The organism is Parasegetibacter sp. NRK P23 (assembly GCF_023721715.1).
Classification (GTDB): domain Bacteria; phylum Bacteroidota; class Bacteroidia; order Chitinophagales; family Chitinophagaceae; genus Parasegetibacter.
The window spans coordinates 2,699,184-2,716,905 of the sequence record NZ_JAMDLG010000001.1 but is presented as its reverse complement, the minus strand read 5'-3'; the positions used below and the strand labels follow the sequence as shown (position 1 = coordinate 2,716,905).

Below are 17,722 nucleotides of genomic sequence, written 5' to 3'. Positions count from 1 at the left end.
TTAATTGGGATGAATTTTCCCAAATTGCGCACGCGAACGTTACAAAACGATGCGGTACAACGCTTAACTTCGCGGCAACGAAAACTCAAATATCAACCAAATTCAACCAACCAACAAAAGCTTGCGTATGAACGCTCCAACAAAATGGTCACAGTTCGGAACCCTGATTTCCGTATTTTTTTTCTGGGGCTTCGTGGCCGCCAGCAACGATATTCTCATCCCCGTTTTCAAAAGTAAGTTCAACCTGGAGCAATGGCAGAGCCAGTTGGTGGCCTTCGCGTTCTACGTGGCTTATACCGTTGGATCAATTATTTACCTGGGTATTTCCAAGGCGATGGGTGGTGATTTTCTGAATAAAGTAGGGTATAAAAACGGTATCGCGATCGGCCTGATCATTTCGGCGATCGGAACATTGTTGTTTTATCCCGCGGCCAATAATTCCTCTTTTGCGCTGATGATTACCGGGCTTTTTGTAGTAGCGCTCGGTTTCTCCCTGCAACAGATCGCGGCCAACCCGCTCGCCATTGTGATCGGTGATCCGAAAACAGGCTCCCAGCGTCTCACCATGGCCGGAGGGGTGAACAATTTCGGTACCACCATCGGACCGCTGCTGGTGAGTTTCGCCATCTTCGGCAGTGTGACCGGCGCCAATACGGAGGCCAGCATAGAAAGTGTAAAAGTGCCCTACCTGATACTCGGTGCGGCATTTATACTGGTGGCCGTCTTCTTTAAGCTCTCTTCCATCCCCAATAAGATTGACCTGGAAGAAGTGGCGGAAGATGAAGCCATCAACGACGAAAAAATCCTGCATAAGAAATCAGCTATCGGTTACCCCCAGCTCTGGATGGGCATGATCGCCATCTTCGTGTACGTAGGCGTGGAAGTGGCCACGGCCAGCAACCTGCCGGAATACCTGCGTCAGCAGATTGCTGTACTCGATGGGAAATATGTATTGAAATCGCTCAACCTTCCCGGCGCATTGCCTTTCACAGATGACATGAACGCGCCCTTCATCTCCCTGTATTGGGCCAGTTTGATGATTGGCCGCTGGACGGGAGCCGTTGGTGCTTTCGATGTAAGTGCGGGTACCAAAAAAATCCTGGGTTTCTTCATGCCTTACCTGGCATTCGCCATTTTCCTGCTGGTGAATACCATCGCCAAACACGATGTATCCAGCTTTTATGTATACGGTTTCGTGATCCTCGCTATGATTGCCGGGGATATTTTAAGCAAGGGCAATCCGGCGCGCATGCTGCTGCTTTTCTCGATCATGGGCACCATTGCATTGTTCGTGGGCATGCTCACGGGCGGGATGGTAAGCGTGTATGCGTTTATAAGCGTAGGTTTGTTCTGCAGTACGCTCTGGCCCTGCATCTTCACGCTGGCCGTGGCTGGTCTCGGCAAACATACCAACCAGGGCAGTAGTTTCCTTATTATGATGATCATGGGTGGCGGCTTCATCAGTGTGTTGCAGGGTGTGGTGGCCGATGACGCTATTCTGGGGATCAAATGGTCGTATCTTGTGGGGGCGGCATGTTTCCTTTACCTGGCTTTCTACGCCTGGAAAGTGAAGGGCATCCTGAAGACGCAGGGGATCGATTACGATGCCGCCAACGCGCCATCCGTAAGTGGAAAAGGACATTAAGGTGATTTTTTTTGGGAAGAAAGGAATTCTGTAATAACTATGCGTTTTCAACGCATTTTCAATAGTTCGTATGAGTACAATCAATCCGCAACTGGGCATCGGGATAGATATCGGGGGCACGACCACGAAGTATGGTATCGTGAACCACCGCGGTGAAATATTATACAGAGGCGTGATCTCTTCGCGCAAACACGGTACGCCGGAAGCTTTTATTGATGAATTGTATGAGGCGCTGCTGCCCGCCATTGATGAGGCCGGGGGGATTGCCGCCTTCCGTGGAATCGGTATCGGCGCGCCCAACGGGAATTATTATACCGGAACCATTGAAGATGCGCCCAACCTGGTGTGGAAAGGGAAAATTCATATGGCCGACATCGTCACGAAGAAGTTCGCCTTACCCGCCGCGCTCACCAACGATGCCAACGCCGCCGCCGTGGGAGAAATGATGTACGGAGCCGCCAGGGGCATGAAGGATTTTATCATGATTACCCTCGGAACAGGCGTAGGAAGCGGTATCGTGGCCAACGGCCACCTGATTTACGGGCACGATGGGTTCGCGGGAGAACTGGGACATACCATCATTATTCCCGGGGGAAGAAAACACTGGGGAACAGGGGCGCACGGCTCTCTTGAAGCCTATACCTCCGCCACCGGCGTTACGGTTACCGCCAGGGAATTCCTCGAAAACCGTCCCGAAGAAGATAGTCTGCTCCGGGCCTATAAACCCGAAGAGATTGATGCCCGCCTTGTATACGAAGCTGCCGTTAAAGGAGACAAAATCGCTAACGATGTATACGCCTTTACCGGTGAGATACTTGGAAGAGCGCTCGCCAATTTCGTGATGTTCTCCAGTCCCGAAGCGGTGATCCTGTTCGGGGGCCTTACCAAGGCCGGCGACCTGTTGCTGAAACCGGTACGCAAATACATGGAAGAAGACCTGCTGCCCATCTTCCGCAATAAGGTAAAACTCATCATCTCTGAACTGAAAGAATCCGATGCCGCCGTGCTGGGCGCCAGCGCCCTTGTTTGGGAATTGAAATGATGAATCAGTATCTTCGCGCCCTATGCAGAAAGAGGTTGTATTGAGCGGTATACGCTCCACGGGTTTCCTGCACCTGGGAAACTATTTCGGCGCCATGCGCAACTACGTGCGCATGCAGGATGATTTCGATTGCTATTTTTTTGTAGCCGACTGGCATGCACTTACCACTCATCCGGACACGAAAGAGCTGCGCAACAGTGTGCTGCGCGTACTCGCGGAGAACATCGCGTGTGGACTCGATCCTGAAAAAGCATGCCTGTACGTGCAAAGTCATGTGCCGGAGATCGCCGAACTCTATATGCTGTTGAACATGCTCGCTTATAAAGGCGAGCTGGAAAAAACAACTACTTTTAAAGATAAGGTGCGGTTACAACCGCAGAACGTGAACGCGGGTTTGCTGACGTATCCGGTATTGATGGCCGCGGATATCCTCGTGCACCGTGCCTTTAAGGTGCCCGTTGGTAAAGACCAGGAGCAACACCTTGAAATGGCCCGCAACTTCGCCCAGCGTTTTAACCACCGTTATGGTGATGTTTTTCCTGAACCCGTTGCATTCAACTTCGGAGAAAGTCTGGTGAAAGTACCCAGCCTGGATGGCGCCGGCAAGATGAGCAAAAGCGAAAACCAGATGGCCACGCTTTACCTCGCCGATGATGATGAACTGATCCGCAAAAAAGTGATGAAAGCAAAAAGCGACTCCGGGCCAACCGAACCGAACAGTGATAAGCCTGACTATATTGAAAACCTCTTCCAACTGATGCGCCTCGTTTCTAAAAAAGAGACCGTGGACCAGTTTGAAGCGGATTACAACAACTGCACCATCCGGTACGGTGATATGAAAAAGCAGATGGCGGAAGATATGGTGGCTTTTATAGCGCCCATCAGAGAAAAGGCCGCGGCCATTTATGCCGATGAAAAATACCTGGCCGAGGTAATGCAAACAGGGGCGGAAAAAGCGCGGAAAAGCGCCGGAGCAACGCTGGCGCTGGTGAGGGAGCATATGGGCCTTAAATACTTCTGATCCTTCCCACGCAACAACATATTATTTCTTATTTTGTGTCCCTCACACCGTTACCATTATGGCAAAGCTGAAAAAACCCAAACACATTGCAGTTGCAGGAAACATAGGCGCGGGCAAAACCACCCTCACCGAAATGCTGAGCAAGCATTACAAATGGATCCCGCAGTTTGAAGATGTGGAACACAACCCGTACCTCAACGATTTTTACGAAGAGATGCCCCGCTGGAGTTTCAACCTCCAGATTTATTTCCTTAACAGCAGGCTGCGTCAGTTGCTCGATATCCAACGTGGAACGGAAACAATTATTCAGGACAGAACTATATACGAAGACGCACACATCTTCGCACCCAACCTCCACGAAATGGGGCTGATGAGCAAACGCGATTTCGACAACTACTTTCTTTTCTTTCAGAACCTCAAGTCTATGGTGCAACCCCCCGACCTGCTCATCTACCTGCAGGCTTCGGTGCCCACACTGGTGGCGCAGATACAGAAACGCGGCAGGGAATACGAAGAGAACATCCGCCTCGACTACCTCAAACGCCTGAACGATTATTACAATAAATGGATCGAAGATTATAAAGAAGGTCCGTTGCTGGTGATAGATGTAGATAAGAACAAGTTCGCGGAAAGCGAAGAGCACCTTGGTGAGATCATCAACCGCATCGACGGACAACTGTACGGCCTGTTCTAAAAAAGAACTCCCCCGGGGAACCGAGGGAGCCTCAAAACAAAACATGCAAGCGACTGTGAAAGCAAAAACTTCCGCAATCAATTTAAAACTACGGAATTAATTCTGATTATATCTTAGGCCCGGCCATTAAAATTTCTTTTGAAACGCCCGCGGCATATTTTTCAAAGTTTTTAACGAACTGCTGTGCCAGGTTACGCGCCTGCGCATCGTAGGCCTCAGCACTGGCCCATGTTTGCCTAGGTATCAGTATGTTTTGTGGTACACCCGGACAACTTACCGGCACGGCTACCCCAAATACAGGATCAATGGTAAATGCGGTATCATCCAGTTTGCCTTCCAGCGCGGCGGTGATCATGGCACGGGTATAAGACAACTTCATGCGTGATCCCGTTCCAAACGCGCCTCCGGTCCAGCCGGTATTGATCAGCCAAACTTTTACTTTGTGTTCCTTCATTTTTTCGCCCAGCATTTCCGCGTATCTGCCCGGATGCAAGGGAAGGAACGGTGCTCCGAAACATGCGCTGAATGTGGACTTAGGCTCAGTGATGCCTGTTTCAGTGCCGGCAACTTTAGCGGTATATCCGCTGATGAACTGGTACATAGCTTGTCCCGGAGATAATTTGGAAATGGGTGGAAGTACACCATACGCATCGCAGGTGAGGAAGAAGATGTTCTTCGGCATACCGCCGATACTGGGTTCCAATGCGTTGCTGATGAAATCCAGCGGATACGAAACGCGTGTATTCTCTGTAATGGAGCCATCCGCGAAATTGATGCGGTTGGTGCCTTCAAAGAAACGAACGTTCTCTACCAGCGCACCTGGTTTGATGGCGTGGAATATTTCGGGCTCTTTCTCTTCGGAAAGATCAATACACTTCGCGTAGCATCCGCCTTCAAAATTAAAAACACCATCGTTGGTCCAGCCATGTTCATCGTCGCCAATCAATTTCCGGTTGGGATCGGCGCTCAAGGTGGTTTTGCCGGTACCGCTCAGTCCGAAGAAGATGGCCGTATCGCCTGCTTCACCCATGTTCGCGGAGCAGTGCATGCTCAGCACTTTTTGCTCCAGCGGAAGAATATAGTTGAGGATGGTGAAGATGCCTTTCTTGGTTTCGCCCGTGTAGCCTGTTCCTGCGATCAGAATCATTTTATGACGGAAACTGACCACGGCCGCGTTCTCCTGGCGGGTACCACATTTTACGGGATCGAGTTTTAGTCCCGGCGCGGAAATGATGTGCCAGTCGGGCCGGAAGGTTTCCAGTTCCTCTTCTTCGGGGCGAAGGAACATGTTGTGCGCAAACAGGTTGATCCAGGGCTTTTCGTTTACCACGCGGATGTTAAGGCGGTAACGGGGATCGGCACAGGCGTAGCAATCGCGTACCCACATTTCAGGCAGGCGGTTCATGTAAGCCATGATGGAATCGAAGATGCGGTCGAAATACAGTGGCTCCAGGGGGATGTTGAAATCGTTCCAGTCTACCGTTTTAGCGGTGAGTTCATCTTTTACAATGAATTTGTCTTTGGGCGAGCGGCCGGTGAATTTCCCGGTTTTGATCACCAGTGCGCCGGTATCGTTCAATTCACCTTCTCCAATACGGAGCGTGTCCTGAACCAGTTCTTCGGGCGTAAGCTGGTAGTGGATGTTGTCTGAAAAACGCAATCCCAGCTGCGTTAATTTCTCCGCAGGGATCGTAAAGGTTGGTACTGACATGAAGCAATCGCATTTGTTTGTTACAAAACTAAATATTAAAATTTATCTAATCAAGTGGCAATTAAAATGGGTTTTGTTTATTTTAAATAGTTTTAATGCCTTTATTTTTGAATATTCTCTAAAACAGAGGCTTTGCTGATGATTTTAGAAATGAAACCGGATTCCTTTGAATGCCCGCTAAATCTTCCCGTTCACCTAAATAAATCTACCTATCCCGGTGCAGCGTTTTTATGGGAATTCCACCAACCCATCTGATTGATTTACCAATTCCATCCTTTGGATCGTACAGCTACCCAATGCGGCAAGACTATCCTCCATTTCGTCCGCACAAGCAATTGCTCCCCCCATCCATACTAAAATCCCCCATCCCAAATTCAACATTCAAAATCCAAAATCCCTATCTTGCCACCTTCAAAAGCTACGATATGAAATACCTCCCTTTAGATCCGGCTATATTCGTTCAGAACAGGAAGCGCTTTGTGAAAAGAATGGAAAAAAATGCCATTGCGATCTTCAACAGCAATGATGAATTGCCGACCAATGCCGACGCGCAACATACTTTTAAACAGAACTCCGATCTTTTCTGGCTTTCAGGTATTACCCAGGAAGATTCAATGGTGATTCTTTACCCCGATAACCCCGACCCCAAATACAGGGAAGTACTGGTATTGGTTCGTCCGAATGAACTGAAAGAGAAATGGGATGGAAAAAGGCTCCGCACCAACGAAGCCACAGCTATATCGGGTATTACTACCATCGTTTGGCTGGACACCCTGGAAGCATTGCTCATCGGCTGGATACACCTCGCCGATAAAATATACCTCAATACCAACGAGCACGACCGTAAATCGACCATCGTTCCCGTACGTGATTACCGTTTCATCGAAGACATGAAACGCAAATATCCCCTGCACCAGTACCTGCGCAGCGCACCGATCCTGCGCGATCTCCGCGCCATCAAAAGCAAGGAAGAAGTGGTGGTGATGCAGCAAGCGATTGATATTACCGAACATACTTTCAGAAGATTGCTGCAATTCATCCGTCCCGGTGTGATGGAATACGAAATTGAAGCCGAAATATGGCACTCCTTCCTCACGCAACGCGCCACCCGCCCGGCTTACAACAGCATCATTGCCAGCGGCGACCGTGCGCGGATACTGCATTATGTATTCAACAACCAGGAATGTAAGGATGGTGAAATGGTGCTGATGGACTTTGGCGCTGAATACGGCGGCTATTGCGCGGACCTTACCCGCACCGTGCCCGTGAACGGCAAGTTTTCAAAACGCCAGAAAGAAGTGTACAACGCGTGTCTTCACCTGCATGACTATGCGAAAAGCATATTGGTGCCCGGCATCTCCGTACTGGCCTACCAGGACAAGGTAGGAGAGGAGGCCACGAAAGTTTTCCAGAAGATCGGGTTGCTCACTAAGCAAGAGGTGAAGAATGAAGACCCCAACAACAGGGCCTACCGAAAATACCTTTACCACGGCATTTCCCACCATCTCGGCATTGATGTGCACGATGTGGGCACGAAAACCGATCCCATTACCGAAGGCATGGTGTTTACCATTGAGCCCGGTATTTATATTGAGGAAGAACAAATGGGCGTGCGTTTGGAGAACAACGTCTGGATCACCAAAAAAGGCAATGTTGACCTGATGAAGAATATTCCCATTAAAGCCGAAGATATTGAGGCGTTGATGAAGAAGAAATAATTCAGCATTCAAATCAGCACAAACAACATGAAACAAATCCCGAACATATTTACCCTGCTCAACCTGGTTTTCGGCTGCGTGGCCATCATCTGCATCCTGCAACCCGGGGAGAACCTCGCTTCTTTGTATGATGGAACGAGTGTAATCATCAATCTGCCGGAAAAAATATGGTGGGGAAGTGTGTTCATCGGCATTGCGGCGGTGATCGATTTCCTGGATGGGTTCGTGGCCAGGCTGTTCAAAGCTGAATCTGAGATGGGCAAACAACTCGATTCCCTTGCGGATGTGGTGAGTTTTGGCGTGGCTCCGGGGATGATCCTTTACCAGATGCTGCGCATGACTTTCCTCCGGGAAGTGGATGGCATCGAGGTGAGTGTGGCCTGGCTGTTGCCCGCCTTATTGGTTCCAGCCGCCGCGGCTTACAGGCTGGCCCGCTTCAACATCGACCCTTCGCAGTCTTATGGGTTTAAAGGATGCCCCGCACCTGCGGCGGGACTGGTGATCGCCTCCTTTCCCCTGATCTTGCTGTATAATCCGTATGGGATCAACGAGATATTGTTGAACAAATGGGTGTTGTATGCGGTATGTATCCTGGTTTCCTGGCTGATGGTGTCCACACTGCCACTCATGGCCATGAAGTTCAGGGATTACAGTTGGAAGAACAACGCGTCGAAATACCTTTTGGTCCTGATTGCGGCCGTGGCCGGTGTTTTCCTCAGCTGGCTGGCGGTGCCGTTCGTATTTATCGCCTACATTGTCTTATCTTTGGCCTCTTTTAAAACAACCAACAAATAACAGGATCATGACCTACACAGTTCAGGTAAAAGTGATGCCGCTGAAAGAATTGCTGGACCCCCAGGGAAAAGCCGTAATGGGCGGATTGGAAAACCTCGGTATTAAGGAAGTGGCTGATGTACGGATCGGCAAGAACATTACCCTTCAGATAGAAGCGGCCGATGAAGCCGCCGCGAAAGCCATCGCTGAAACCGCCGCTAAGAAGCTGCTGGCCAACCAGGTGATGGAATACTTCGAGATATCAGTGAACTAAGGATAAAAATACTGAGATGTTGAATACCAGGGTACTGCTGCCAGGGTATTCAACATTTTCCGTTTAAACCAAACACATTGAACGAAAGTACAGCCTCCGGTAAACTTTTTCTCGTTCCTTCCCCCATCGGGAACCTGGCCGATATTACTTTTCGTGCGGTGGAGACATTGAAATCGGCCGATCTTATCCTTGCGGAGGATACCCGCACGTCTTCCGTTTTGCTGCAGCATTACAGCATTCAGAAACCGCTCACCGCCTACCACCAGCACAACGAACACCGGGTATTTCAACACCTCACCGAACAAATGAAGGCCGGTAAAGTGATGGCCCTGCTTACAGACGCGGGTACACCAGGGATTTCCGATCCGGCGTTTCTCCTCGTTCGTGCCTGCGTGCAGGAAGGTGTACCAGTAGAATGTTTACCCGGCGCTACCGCTTTTGTGCCCGCTCTGGTGAACAGTGGATTGCCCATTAACCGGTTTTGCTTTGAAGGTTTTCTTCCCCTTAAAAAAGGCAGGCATACTTTGCTGACTGAACTGGCGAAAGAAGAAAGGACAATGGTGTTCTACGAGTCACCGGTGCGGTTGGTGAAAACCCTAGATCAACTCGCGGAATATTTCGGGGCCGACCGTGCCTGCTGTGTTTCCCGTGAACTCACTAAAAAGTTCGAAGAAAATGCGCGGGGTACTTTAAAAGAAGTGGCCGATCATTTCCGGCAGAAAACAGTAAAAGGAGAGATCGTGATTGTGGTGGCAGGAATTTAGGATTTCCTTTTCAGTTCCGGGATTGATATTTGCACTTTGTTCAAAAACAACTCGTATGAAATTAAGAATGATCGCTTTAGGTGTAGTGATGGGAACAGTGTTCCTTGTAAATAGTGTTTCGGCCCAGGTGCGTAAAGTGCCGGCGGCCGTTACGGAAGCCTTCAAGTCAAAATACCCCTCCGCGACCAACGTGGAATGGAGCGACAAACTGACTTCTTTCATGGCCCGTTATGAAGAAGATAATATCACGTACGAAGCGCGTTTCAACGGTAAGGGAGAATGGCTGAATACCGAAAGGCAATTGCCCGCCGAAGACCTTCCTGCTGGTGTGATTGAAGGATATGAAAAAAGCAAGTATGCCGAGTGGGAAATGGGAACCGTTCATAAAATCATGCTGCCCGGTGATAAAATTCAGTACCGTGTGCAGGCCATAAAAAGCGATATTCAAAGAAAGAACCTTTTGTTCAGCAGCGAAGGTCGCTTGCTGAAGGACAATATTACTTTGTAGGATTTTGAATTTCAACCTAACATATGCGAAAACTACACCTGCTTCCCATCTTTCTGCTGTTGGTTACTACAGCATCAGCCCAGCCTTCCCGCTGGCAGCAACGTGTGAAATATGACATGGACATCAACGTGGATGCCGCTGCCAACAAATTTACCGGGAAACAAAAGCTGCAGTACTGGAACAATTCCCCGGATACACTTTTTAAAGTGTTCTACCACCTCTACTGGAATGCGTTTCAGCCCAACAGTATGATGGACGTGCGCAGTCAGGAACTGGGTAAAACACTGATCAATGGCCGTCCCGACTGGGACGGACGGGTGCGCGACCGCATCAGCAACCTGAAGCCGGAAGAGATCGGGTACCAGAAAATCATCTCCCTTTCCATGAACGGCAGGCCGCAGGAAGTGAAGCTGCGCGAAACCATACTGGAAGTGATCCTCGATCAGCCCATCCTGCCCAATTCAAATGTTACATTCGATATGAATTTCGAAGCGCAGGTGCCCGTGCAGGTGAGGAGAAGCGGACGCGACAATGCGGAGGGTATACGCTTCAGCATGGCGCAGTGGTATCCTAAAATGTGTGAATATGATTATGAAGGCTGGCATCCCACACCTTATATCGCCCGTGAATTCTATGGTGTGTGGGGCGATTTTGATGTGAAGATCACCATCGATAAATCTTATGTGATCGGTGGAACCGGATACCTTGTAAATGCCAATGAAATTGGCTTCGGTTATGAAGATAAAGGGGTGAAAGTACCTAAAGCCTCCGGTAAAACACATACATGGCATTTCACCGCACCCAATGTGCACGATTTTATGTGGGCCGCTGACCCAACTTATAAAGTACTGAGAAAAGATATGCCCGGCGGGCCCAGTCTATTTACGCTGTACAAGCCTTCAAATCCTTCGCAGGATGAAGCCTGGAAGAAGATCAACGATGCCGCCGCGCAAGTGCTTCCGTTCATTGAACAGCATTTCGGGAAATACCCTTACAAGCAATATTCGTTTATACAAGGTGGCGATGGTGGTATGGAATACCCCATGAGCACCCTGCTGAAAGGCCCCGGACTGGGTACCGTTTTCCATGAGTGGATGCATACCTGGTACCAGATGCTGATGGGTACCAACGAATCGCTGTATCCCTGGATGGACGAAGGTTTTACCAGTTATGCCGAAAGCCTGGTATCGGAATATTATAAATCACGCACGAGTGAAAAACCGCAGCAGGGAACCGTAAGCACCGGTCCGAAAAAGACCGCCGCCGATACGGAACTGCCTTTGTACCACGCAGGTGCCTACAACAGCTATTTCATGCTCGCGAAAAGCGGACTGGAAGAACCACTGACCACCCATGCGGACCATTACAATACAAATATTTCCTACAGCATTGCTTCCTACTCAAAAGGAGAGGTATTCCTGAGCCAGCTTGGTTACATCACCGGTGCTGAAGCGCGTGATAAAATCCTGCTGGAATATTACAGGCAGTGGGCGTTCAAACATCCCAACATCAATGATTTTATGCGCATAGCCGAAAAGGTGAGTGGCCTGCAACTGGATTGGTACCGCCAATACTGGGTGAACAGCACCAAAACCATTGATTACGCCATCGATAGCGTATGGGAATCCGCTGGTAAAGCTACCGTGCGTCTCGCCCGTATCGGGCAAATGCCCATGCCCATTGACGTGGAAGTGACCTATAAAGATGGCTCTAAGGAACAACACTATATTCCGCTCTACCTGATGTTCGGTGAAAAACCGAATGAGCAGCCGGCGCTGCCCCGCACCACCCACGAAGCCTGGAAATGGACGCATCCCAAATACACATTCACGATCAGTAAAAAATTAAGTGAAGTGGCATCCGTTGAAATCGATCCATCCAAACGAATGGCCGACATCAACCCCACGAACAACACCTCGGGGAGATAACTCCGAGGGGCGAAGCCCCGAAGGAGTCTCCCATCGACTACACGGTGCATCTTTCAAAGGATGAACTGTTTAGCCGATGGGAGATTACTTCGAAGCCTGTGGCTTCTCGTAATGGGAAGACCACCCCGAAGGATGGTCTTCAAAATTGTTCTCGTTGAAAAGAACGTGGTAAGGTTAATGATTAATGCCAACTTCTTGCCATTTATGTAAATGGTATTTGATTAGCCTTAGTGTTGAGTGCCCTACAAAAGTAGGTGGGTAACCTCACCTGTACAATACCACTAAGTGGTATATTTTGCCCTATTCAACTATGCTTTTGCCTTCTGAGGGCATTTAAACTACCCATTTACGGTAGTTTTTACCTTCCGAAGAACTTATTGATGGCTTCGATCCGGTTGTTGACGTGAAGCTTTTCGTAAATATGGTACACATGTTTACGCACCGTTTCCTGGCTGATGAACAGTTCGGCGGCGATCTCTTTGTACAACATGCCTTTCGCGAGGAGTTCCAGTATTTCCTTTTCCCGGTTAGACAACATGCCGAGCGTATCCGCCTGGCTGTCGGCCAGGGATTTGGCCTGGAAGGCCGCCACTACTTTTCTTGCGATCTGGCTGCTCATGGGGGCACCACCTTCATGCAATTCGCGGATGGCTTCCAGTAATTTGTCCGGGGCGGTTTTTTTGAGAATATAACCATTGGCGCCCGCGCTCAGCGCCTCGAAGATCTTTTCATCTTCTTCATACACCGTACACATCATATAAAGAATGTCCGGTACCTGGGGTTTGAGTTTGCGGACACAATCTATGCCGCTGCCCGTTCCCAGGTTGATGTCCATTAACACTACATGAGGATGTACATCAGGAATTCCATCCAGCGCTTCTTCACAGGAAGCGTAAGAACCGATGCAAACATAATCGTCTGATAATTTGATCACTTCTTCCAGCGCCTGTCGGATGTCCTTGTTATCATCCACGATACATACATTGATCTTCATTTAATTTTCCAGGGTCTTTTCCACGTTACACAATATGCAAATGTTCTATAATTTGTGAATATAGACAATAACCGCTTTGTGGTATTTATTCTTGCTGTTTAATTTCCTCCTAATGCACGGTACAGCTTCACTTGTGAAAGCAGCAGTTCTTTTTTCTGCCTGCTCAGTTCCAGTTCGGTTTCCAGTACGGTTCTTTGTGCGGTGATTACTTCAAGGTAATTGGCGTACCCGCTGAGGAACAGGTCGTTCGCGGTGGATACGCCATTGTTCAGCACATTAAATTCCTGCTCTTTGTATTGGTAGGCTTTGGTGATATTCTGAATGGCATTGAGTCCGGAACTCACCTCCTGTACGGCATTCAATACTGTTTTCCTGTATTCCTGGAAACTGATGGCTGCCTGTGTTGCGGCTTCGCGGTGGTTCGCCTTCAGCGCCCGCTGGTTCAGCAATGGTGCGCTGATGTTACCGAGGATGCCGAGTGCGGCTGATTCAGGACTGAAAAGCAAGCCTGCTTTAAAACTGTTCAATCCTGCATAAGGCGTGATCAGGAAGGAAGGTTTGAAGGAAAGTCTTGCCGCTTCCGTACCCGCGGTGACGGCTTTCATTTTTAATTCTTCTCTGCGTATATCAGGACGGTTTTTCAGTAATTGAGCGGGGATGCCCACATTCAGTGTGCCGGGCATTTGCTGGAGGTTCAATGGTGTACCACGTTTAATCCGCTCGGGATATTTTCCCAGCAGGAAGCAGAGCTGGTTTTCCAGTGCGGTGATTTCCTGATTGGTGAGAAATACCGCGCCCTGTGTACGCAGCAACTGCGCCTGGAACTGTTGTACGGCAAGCTCTGTGGCGCGTCCGCCGGTTTTTTGGGTACGGATGATTTCCAACGCGGTTTCCTGGAGTTGAATATTCTTTTCCAGGATGGCGCGTTCATTGTCTTTCGCAAGCAGTTCGTAATACAACGACGCTACTTGTGCCACCAGTTCGGTTTTTACCATCTGTTGCGCGGCCTGGTCGGATAAGTACTGGTAAGAGGCCGCGGTTTTAAGGGTTTTCAGTTTACCCCAGATGTCGAGTTCCCAATTGCTCCGGAACCCGACGAAATAATCCGGCACTAATGGGTCCGGTGTCCGTTGTTTCTCGTTGATGTTGCCTGAAAGATTGGTGTCGAAATTGCCGACACCGTCTATCGTATAATCGCCGTATCTCGTAATGCCCGCGCTGGCTGTGGCTTCCAGGCTGGGAAGAAAGGCGGCTTTCCGGCGGTAGAGTTCCGTTGCGCTGAGGTTCAGTTTCTGTACCGCTATCAACATGTCTGCGTTTTGTTGTAACGCGGTATCTATCAGGGCGAGCAATACCGTATCGGTAAACAGTGTTGTTCTAACGGGAAGGCTTACCTGCAATGAGTCGTTGTCTGCCGCATGGTGGAAGGTATCCGGTAAAGCGGAGAGTTCCGGAGAAAGTTGTTTTTTCGGCACGGCGCATCCTCCGGCGATGGCGATTGCGGAGACAAGTAATATCTTGTTAAGCTGCATTTTTTTCTTTTTTAGAACTGAAGAGATAGATAAGTCCGGGAATGATCAGTACGCCGAACAAGGTGCCGATCAGCATGCCGCCTGCTGCGGCGGTACCAATAGAACGGTTGCCCATGGCGCCCGCGCCGCTGGCGATACACAAGGGGATCAATCCCGCAATAAAGGCGAAGGAGGTCATGAGTATAGGACGCAAACGTGCGAAAGCGCCTTCTTTCACCGCTTCCAGTACCGGCATGCCCTGTTTCCTCTTGAGTACGGCGAACTCCACGATCAGGATGGCGTTCTTTCCCAACAGTCCGATCAGCATCACGAGGGCCACCTGCGCATAAATATTGTTTTCCAGTCCTGCCAGGTAAAGTGTGGCGAACGCGCCGAAGATGCCCGCGGGCAACGAGAGCAGCACGGGCAGCGGCAGCAGGAAACTTTCGTACTGAGCAGCCAGCAACAGGTACACGAACACGATACAGATCAGGAAGATGTAAACGGCCTGGTTGCCGGAAAGAATCTGTTCGCGCGTCATGCCGCTCCATTCAAAACCGAAGCCCCTCGGGAGTTCTTTCTCCGCTACTTTTTCTATCGCCTTAATGGCGTCGCCGCTGCTTGAACCGGGTGCGGCATCACCATTAATCATGGCGGAGGTGTACATGTTGTAGCGGGTGAGTTGCTCCGGTCCGTATACACGTTCCAGTTTGATGAAACTGGAATAAGGAACCATTTCTCCGCTGCTGCTGCGCACATAAAGCTGAAGGATGTCTTCCGGCTTGGTGCGGTATTGCGGGTAAGCCTGTACCATCACTTTATACATCTGTCCGAAGCGGATGAAGTTCGTGGCGTAATAACTGCCGAGCAAAGTTTGCAGGGTGCTCATGGCGTTGTCTATCGTAACGCCTTTTTGTGCGGCCATTTCCTGGTCAACATGGATCATATACTGCGGGAAGTTGGGATCGAAGCTGGTGAAGGCGGAGCCGATGGCCGGGTCCTTTTTCAGCGCGGAGATGAAGCCATTGGTGACCGCCGCGGTTTTTTGCAGGTCGCCGGTACCGGTTCTGTCGATCACCCTCAATTCAAATCCGCTGGAGTTGCCGAAGCCGGGAACGGTGGGCGGGGGAAAGAATTCGATGCGTGCGTCGGTGATGTGCCGGGTAGCGGCGATCAGGGAATCAATGATTTCCTGGACCGAGGAGGTTCTTTCTTCCCACATCTTCAGGTTAATCATGCCCATGCCGTAAGAGGCGCCGGCTACATCGTTCACCAGACTGAAGCCCGCGAGTGTGGAAACGGATTCCGTCGCGCCAAGTTTGGCCGCTTCCCGCTGAATACCATCCAGTACGGCTTCGGTACGTTCAACGGTGGAACCGGGTGGCGTAGTTACGTTCACGTAAATCATGCCCTGGTCTTCCGTGGGAATAAAGCCTGAGGGAAGAATTTTCGAAACACTCCAGGTCGCGCCACAGAAAACAAGCAGCAACACGATCGTTACCATCCTTCTGCCCGCGATCTTGCCCAATAATTTCATGTAACCGTTGGCGGTAGCATCGTAACCTTTGTTGAAGGAAGAAAAGAAACGTTGCAACAGGTTCTTTTTTCCTGTACTGTGGCTGTGTTTAAGCATCAGCGCACAGAGTGCCGGGGTTAGGGTAAGCGCGTTGATGCCCGAGATAACAATGGCTATGGCGAGGGTGAGGGAGAACTGCCGGTAGAAAACACCAACCGGGCCGGATAAGAATGCCACCGGTATAAATACCGCCGACATCACCAGGGTGATGGCCACGATGGCCCCGCTGATCTCTTTCATGGCGGAAACCGTGGCTTCCATCGCCGGAAGTTTTTCTTCGGTCATCTTTACATGGACCGCCTCCACCACCACGATCGCGTTGTCCACCACAATACCAATCGCCAGTACCAGCGCGAACAAGGTGAGCAGGTTAATGGAGAAGCCCATCAACTGCATGAAGGCCAGTGTGCCGATGAGCGCTACGGGTACGGCCAATGCTGGGATAAGCGTACTTCTGAAATCCTGAAGGAAGATGAACACGACGATGAATACAAGTAGAAACGCTTCTATCAATGTTTTCACCACTTCGTGAATCGATGCGTCGAGGAAACGGGATACATCATAGTTTACGTTAAAATCCATGCCCGGGGGAAAGGAGCGTTCCTTCAACTCAGCCATCCGTTCCTTGATGGCCGCGATCACATCCCGGGCGTTGGACCCGGGCCTTTGTTTGATCATGATGGAAGCGGAGGGGCGACCATCTGTTTTCGATACCATACTGTAGGTCATGGAACCAAACTCCACTTCGGCCACATCCTTCAGTTTCAGAAAGGAGCCATCGTCTCCGGAACGGATCACGATATTGGCGTACTGCTCCGGTTCAAAAAACTTTCCGGTGTATTTCAATACATATTGAAAAGATTGGGCATTACGACCGGAACTTTCTCCGGTTTTCCCAGGTGCCGCTTCTATGTTCTGCGCCCGCAACGCTTCGGTTACCTCATCGGCGGAAACCTTGTAGGCGAGCATGCGCTCCGGGTTCAGCCAAACCCGCATGGCGTATTCCTTCTGGCCCATGATCTCCACGAAACCCACGCCATCAATACGTTTCAGCTCCTGCAATACGTTGATGTCGGTAAAGTTGTAGATAAACTGTTCATCGGTGGCCGTATCGGTGCTCATTACGTTCAGGTACATGAGCATACTGTTCACTTCTTTTTCCGTGGTTACACCGGCTTTGATCACTTCTTCCGGCAGTTCATCCAGCACGGTGGTAACGCGGTTTTGCACGTTCACGGCCGCTACGTCGGGGTCGGTCCCAACTTTAAAAAACACCTGTATCAGGGTGGTGCCGTTGTTGCTGGTTACGGACGACATATAGGTCATGCCGGGAACACCGTTGATGGCGCGTTCCAGCGGGGTGGCCACGGCCTTGGCGCACACTTCAGCGTTCGCGCCGGTGTATTTGGCGGTCACCACAACAGATGGCGGCACAATGTCCGGGAACTGCGTCACCGGCAAGGTGAACAGCGCCAGTGCACCGAGTAATGTGATGACGATGGAGATCACCAGTGAAAGCACCGGCCTCCTGATGAATGTTTCGATCATTTCAACAGCTTTAG

The 17,722-nt window shown here is 50.1% G+C and carries 14 protein-coding genes; 10 read left to right on the top strand and 4 right to left on the bottom strand.

Annotated elements, in window-relative coordinates; translation table 11 throughout:
- Positions 1–127: 127 nt before the first annotated feature.
- The 4 genes from M4J38_RS11150 to M4J38_RS11135 all read left to right on the top strand — a co-directional run bounded on the left by M4J38_RS11150 (position 128) and on the right by M4J38_RS11135 (position 4,402).
- Positions 128–1,645: an MFS transporter gene (locus M4J38_RS11150; RefSeq protein ID WP_251759656.1), complete on the top strand. Its 1,518-nt coding sequence runs from the start codon at positions 128–130 to the stop codon at positions 1,643–1,645.
- A gap of 70 nt (positions 1,646–1,715) precedes the next feature.
- Complete coding sequence (locus M4J38_RS11145) at positions 1,716–2,687, top strand: ROK family protein (RefSeq protein ID WP_251759655.1); 972 nt, start codon at positions 1,716–1,718, stop codon at positions 2,685–2,687.
- 22 nt (positions 2,688–2,709) lie between these two features.
- Positions 2,710–3,708, top strand: a complete 999-nt coding sequence (trpS, locus tag M4J38_RS11140) for a tryptophan--tRNA ligase (protein ID WP_251759653.1) — start codon at positions 2,710–2,712, stop codon at positions 3,706–3,708.
- A 58-nt stretch (positions 3,709–3,766) separates the two neighbouring features.
- Positions 3,767–4,402 carry a deoxynucleoside kinase gene (locus M4J38_RS11135; RefSeq protein WP_251759652.1) on the top strand — a complete coding sequence of 212 codons (636 nt, stop codon included), beginning with the start codon at positions 3,767–3,769 and terminating at the stop codon, positions 4,400–4,402.
- A 106-nt stretch (positions 4,403–4,508) separates the two neighbouring features.
- Here the strand turns inward: M4J38_RS11135 and pckA are convergent, their stop codons facing one another.
- Complete coding sequence (gene pckA / locus M4J38_RS11130) at positions 4,509–6,113, bottom strand: phosphoenolpyruvate carboxykinase (ATP) (RefSeq protein WP_251759651.1); 1,605 nt, start codon at positions 6,111–6,113, stop codon at positions 4,509–4,511.
- A 425-nt stretch (positions 6,114–6,538) separates the two neighbouring features.
- Between pckA and M4J38_RS11125 the strand changes: the two genes are divergently transcribed.
- The 6 genes from M4J38_RS11125 to M4J38_RS11100 all read left to right on the top strand — a co-directional run bounded on the left by M4J38_RS11125 (position 6,539) and on the right by M4J38_RS11100 (position 12,079).
- Positions 6,539–7,831: an aminopeptidase P family protein gene (locus tag M4J38_RS11125; RefSeq protein WP_251759650.1), complete on the top strand. Its 1,293-nt coding sequence runs from the start codon at positions 6,539–6,541 to the stop codon at positions 7,829–7,831.
- 27 nt (positions 7,832–7,858) lie between these two features.
- Positions 7,859–8,626: a phosphatidylcholine/phosphatidylserine synthase gene (locus M4J38_RS11120; RefSeq protein ID WP_251759649.1), complete on the top strand. Its 768-nt coding sequence runs from the start codon at positions 7,859–7,861 to the stop codon at positions 8,624–8,626.
- 7 nt (positions 8,627–8,633) lie between these two features.
- Positions 8,634–8,879, top strand: a complete 246-nt coding sequence (gene purS, locus M4J38_RS11115) for a phosphoribosylformylglycinamidine synthase subunit PurS (RefSeq protein WP_251759647.1) — start codon at positions 8,634–8,636, stop codon at positions 8,877–8,879.
- A gap of 77 nt (positions 8,880–8,956) precedes the next feature.
- On the top strand, positions 8,957–9,643 hold the full coding sequence (gene rsmI, locus M4J38_RS11110) for a 16S rRNA (cytidine(1402)-2'-O)-methyltransferase (protein ID WP_251759645.1): 687 nt from the start codon (positions 8,957–8,959) through the stop codon (positions 9,641–9,643).
- Between the two features lie 55 nt (positions 9,644–9,698).
- Positions 9,699–10,151 (top strand): PepSY-like domain-containing protein, encoded by a 453-nt coding sequence (locus M4J38_RS11105; protein ID WP_251759643.1) that lies wholly within the window; start codon positions 9,699–9,701, stop codon positions 10,149–10,151.
- 23 nt (positions 10,152–10,174) lie between these two features.
- Positions 10,175–12,079 carry a M1 family metallopeptidase gene (locus M4J38_RS11100; RefSeq protein WP_251759642.1) on the top strand — a complete coding sequence of 635 codons (1,905 nt, stop codon included), beginning with the start codon at positions 10,175–10,177 and terminating at the stop codon, positions 12,077–12,079.
- A 358-nt stretch (positions 12,080–12,437) separates the two neighbouring features.
- Here the strand turns inward: M4J38_RS11100 and M4J38_RS11095 are convergent, their stop codons facing one another.
- The 3 genes from M4J38_RS11095 to M4J38_RS11085 all read right to left on the bottom strand — a co-directional run bounded on the left by M4J38_RS11095 (position 12,438) and on the right by M4J38_RS11085 (position 17,708).
- Positions 12,438–13,073 carry a response regulator transcription factor gene (locus M4J38_RS11095; RefSeq protein ID WP_251759641.1) on the bottom strand — a complete coding sequence of 212 codons (636 nt, stop codon included), beginning with the start codon at positions 13,071–13,073 and terminating at the stop codon, positions 12,438–12,440.
- 98 nt (positions 13,074–13,171) lie between these two features.
- On the bottom strand, positions 13,172–14,605 hold the full coding sequence (locus tag M4J38_RS11090; RefSeq protein WP_251759640.1) for an efflux transporter outer membrane subunit: 1,434 nt from the start codon (positions 14,603–14,605) through the stop codon (positions 13,172–13,174).
- Positions 14,595–17,708, bottom strand: coding sequence for an efflux RND transporter permease subunit (locus tag M4J38_RS11085; RefSeq protein ID WP_251759638.1), 3,114 nt, complete (start codon positions 17,706–17,708; stop codon positions 14,595–14,597). The genes M4J38_RS11090 and M4J38_RS11085 overlap by 11 nt, the downstream gene beginning before the upstream one ends.
- Positions 17,709–17,722 lie beyond the last annotated feature (14 nt).

Bases quoted from the DNA above. Each gene is read 5' to 3' on its own strand.
- M4J38_RS11150 (WP_251759656.1), top strand. From the start codon at position 128: ATGAACGCTCCAACAAAATGGTCACAGTTCGGAACCCTGATTTCCGTA.
- M4J38_RS11145 (WP_251759655.1), top strand. From the start codon at position 1,716: ATGAGTACAATCAATCCGCAACTGGGCATCGGGATAGATATCGGGGGC.
- trpS (WP_251759653.1), top strand. From the start codon at position 2,710: ATGCAGAAAGAGGTTGTATTGAGCGGTATACGCTCCACGGGTTTCCTG.
- M4J38_RS11135 (WP_251759652.1), top strand. From the start codon at position 3,767: ATGGCAAAGCTGAAAAAACCCAAACACATTGCAGTTGCAGGAAACATA.
- pckA (WP_251759651.1), bottom strand. From the start codon at position 6,113: ATGTCAGTACCAACCTTTACGATCCCTGCGGAGAAATTAACGCAGCTG.
- M4J38_RS11125 (WP_251759650.1), top strand. From the start codon at position 6,539: ATGAAATACCTCCCTTTAGATCCGGCTATATTCGTTCAGAACAGGAAG.
- M4J38_RS11120 (WP_251759649.1), top strand. From the start codon at position 7,859: ATGAAACAAATCCCGAACATATTTACCCTGCTCAACCTGGTTTTCGGC.
- purS (WP_251759647.1), top strand. From the start codon at position 8,634: ATGACCTACACAGTTCAGGTAAAAGTGATGCCGCTGAAAGAATTGCTG.
- M4J38_RS11105 (WP_251759643.1), top strand. From the start codon at position 9,699: ATGAAATTAAGAATGATCGCTTTAGGTGTAGTGATGGGAACAGTGTTC.
- M4J38_RS11100 (WP_251759642.1), top strand. From the start codon at position 10,175: ATGCGAAAACTACACCTGCTTCCCATCTTTCTGCTGTTGGTTACTACA.
- M4J38_RS11095 (WP_251759641.1), bottom strand. From the start codon at position 13,073: ATGAAGATCAATGTATGTATCGTGGATGATAACAAGGACATCCGACAG.
- M4J38_RS11090 (WP_251759640.1), bottom strand. From the start codon at position 14,605: ATGCAGCTTAACAAGATATTACTTGTCTCCGCAATCGCCATCGCCGGA.
- M4J38_RS11085 (WP_251759638.1), bottom strand. From the start codon at position 17,708: ATGATCGAAACATTCATCAGGAGGCCGGTGCTTTCACTGGTGATCTCC.